The following is a 2573-nucleotide window of genomic DNA, read 5'->3' on the forward strand; positions in this document are numbered from 1 at the left end:
TTTGCATTAATATATTAATGCAAATATGAAAAACATAAAAATCTGTCCACATTGTAAAAAAGAATTTGAAAGCAATCACGCTAGGCGTATTTATTGTAGCGATAGTCATAGAGTAAGTGCTTATAATAAGAAAAAAGGTTTTAGAGTTGCTATGGTAGCACCTGTCGAACCATTTGAATCAGATATAATAAATAAAGGTTTATCAGGAGTTAATAATAATGCAAGTAATTTAAAAGAACCTAAAAACCAATTTGGTTCTCAATTAGGAGCTGCTACATTAGGGTCTCTAGCTGCTGAATTAGCATTGAATGTTTTTACTAAAGATGAAAATAAACCAGCTACTAAGAAAGATTTGATGGAAGTTTTTATAGCTATACAAAAGGATCAAATAAGTTTACATAATCAATTGAAAAAAATATTGAGTGATAATCAAAAAGAATTACTTAATGAGATTAAAAATAATAAAGATTCTGTGCGTTTTCTTTCTTAGAAATTATTTATTTAGGGTATTTGCTTGATAAGTTAGCTTAGTTGCTTCAAAAAGTTTTTTAAAGCCTATATTTGTTGACGTTGTGAAATTTTACATTTCACTTTTTTTTACATTTTAACCAAAAAAAAAGCTATAAAATCGGGATTGCAGTCCCATATGATTTGATAGCTTAATTTAAATCTTCATGACAAAAATACTACAAAAAAGGGATACTTTTAAAGATACTCTTCAAAAAAAGCAATGGTCTAAATATGTGAGTAAGGGGATAGCGTTGTCTTTGATGCATTATAATCCTAAATCTAAGCTTTTTAAATCGTATAAAAATTCTAGTTACTGTGCTGATGTTTTACTAACAAATGATGTTGGTAGGATAGGAACTACTTATTGTAAAAATAGATGGTGTTTGACGTGTAATAGGATTAAAACTGCCCGATTAATAAATGCTTATTTACCTCAATTAGAAACATTAAAAGATTCTGTTTTTGTAACATTGACACTACCTACAGTAAAAGGAGCTGATTTAAAAAATCGCATTTTACAGATGGAAAAAACTTGGCGTTTAATTTATAATAAAACAAAACAAGCAAAATACAAAAGAGATTATACTGTTTTTAGAGGTATAAGGAAAGCAGAATGTACAATACGTCCAAATGGTTATTATCATTATCATTTTCATTTTATTATTGATAATTGGGCGCAAGGAGAGTGGTTAATAGGGGAGTGGTTACGATATAATAAAGATGCAAATTTTCAAGCTCAAGATATTCGTTTAGCTGATGAATATTCTTTTAAAGAGCTTTTTAAGTATGCTTTTAAGTCAGAAGTTAAATGTTCAGACAATACAAATGCAAAGCGTTATGATGTTGTTTTTAATGCGTTAAGAGGTAAAAAAACTTATCAAGCATTTGGGGGTATAAAAGCGGTTCAGGAGGATTTTAAAGATGAAGATTTAAAGAATGGTATTGTTCTGGAGGGAATGGCAAATCGAGTATTTAAATGGGTTCAAAATGATTGGTATGATAAGGAAACAGGAGAGGGTATCGTTGGTTTAGCTATTCCTGATAAAGTAAAAAATATGGTAGCATATCCTGATTAAAAATAATTAATTTTATATTTAATTACCTCTCTAAATTAAAGTTTATTACTTTAGTTTAATAATAGTAAATTTAAAAAAAATTGAAATGAAAGATAATATTATAAAAATTTATTTAAGCAGATTATCAAATGTTAATTCTATTGATGAAATTGATAGAGTTTTAAATGAAATAGTTCCTAAATTGAAAAATAGTGGGATATCATTACAAGAAATAATGATTTATTTTAAAACATATGGTGATGAAGTTATTCCAAAATCACAAGACCATAGTAATTCAATTTCTAATTCAAATAAAGCTGATATTGTATTGAAAAAACTTTTAGAAAAATTGAATGATTAATGGGAGATTTAAATTTAATTAACACAGTCTGTTCAGTAGTCTCTATATTTATTGCATCAGGTGCTTTATATTTTGCATTTAATCAAGTAAGACAAGTGAATAATCAATTAGTAAATATGAATAAAACGTTTACTAATTCAACATTGATGACTGTTTTAGAGCTTGAAAATGAATTAATAAAAAGAAAGATTTCTTGGGATGACACTTGTTTTAAATTACGAGAATACAGTATTAATTTAAATAAAGAAGAACCTAATAAAGATGTTTTAGAGCTTTTAATTGATAAAAAAAAGATTTCTTTTGAAAATTATCTTAATGCTTTAGATAGGTTTTGTTATTGTATTTTACATAATTATATTTCAGAGAAAGATTGGAGGACAGAATATAGAGATGTTATTTTTGATATTGTAAGAAATAATCCTGAAGAATTTAATGCAGGTAATAGGTTTAGAAATACAATTAAAATCCATGATAAGTGGAAGGATATTTAATAACACTTTTAGCGGAAAAAAATCTGCCTTAGCGGCGAGCGTATCTCGGTTGATGGTCTATTTAATAAAAATAAAAACACGCCTATATAGGCGTGTTTTTTACACTTTTTGTGCGTTGAAGTTGTCATCTCTGGCATTGCTTCGTTGCAAATATAC

General features: G+C 27.2%; 4 protein-coding genes. All 4 read left to right on the forward strand.

Annotated features, from left to right (window positions below):
- The first annotated feature begins 25 nt into the window (after window positions 1-25).
- The 4 genes from AB0T67_RS12285 (at window position 26) to AB0T67_RS12300 (ending at window position 2417) form a co-directional block, all read left to right on the forward strand.
- Window positions 26-490, forward strand: a complete 465-nt coding sequence (locus AB0T67_RS12285; RefSeq protein ID WP_369220560.1) for a hypothetical protein — start codon at window positions 26-28, stop codon at window positions 488-490.
- A 184-nt stretch (window positions 491-674) separates the two neighbouring features.
- Complete coding sequence (locus tag AB0T67_RS12290) at window positions 675-1586, forward strand: protein rep (protein ID WP_369220561.1); 912 nt, start codon at window positions 675-677, stop codon at window positions 1584-1586.
- Between the two features lie 85 nt (window positions 1587-1671).
- Window positions 1672-1926 (forward strand): hypothetical protein, encoded by a 255-nt coding sequence (locus AB0T67_RS12295; protein ID WP_369220562.1) that lies wholly within the window; start codon window positions 1672-1674, stop codon window positions 1924-1926.
- Window positions 1926-2417 carry a hypothetical protein gene (locus AB0T67_RS12300; RefSeq protein WP_369220563.1) on the forward strand — a complete coding sequence of 164 codons (492 nt, stop codon included), beginning with the start codon at window positions 1926-1928 and terminating at the stop codon, window positions 2415-2417. Before AB0T67_RS12295 ends, AB0T67_RS12300 begins: the two co-directional genes overlap by 1 nt.
- Window positions 2418-2573: the final 156 nt, after the last annotated feature.

The organism is Tenacibaculum salmonis (assembly GCF_041053065.1).
GTDB classification, from domain to species: Bacteria; Bacteroidota; Bacteroidia; order Flavobacteriales; family Flavobacteriaceae; genus Polaribacter; species Polaribacter pacificus_A.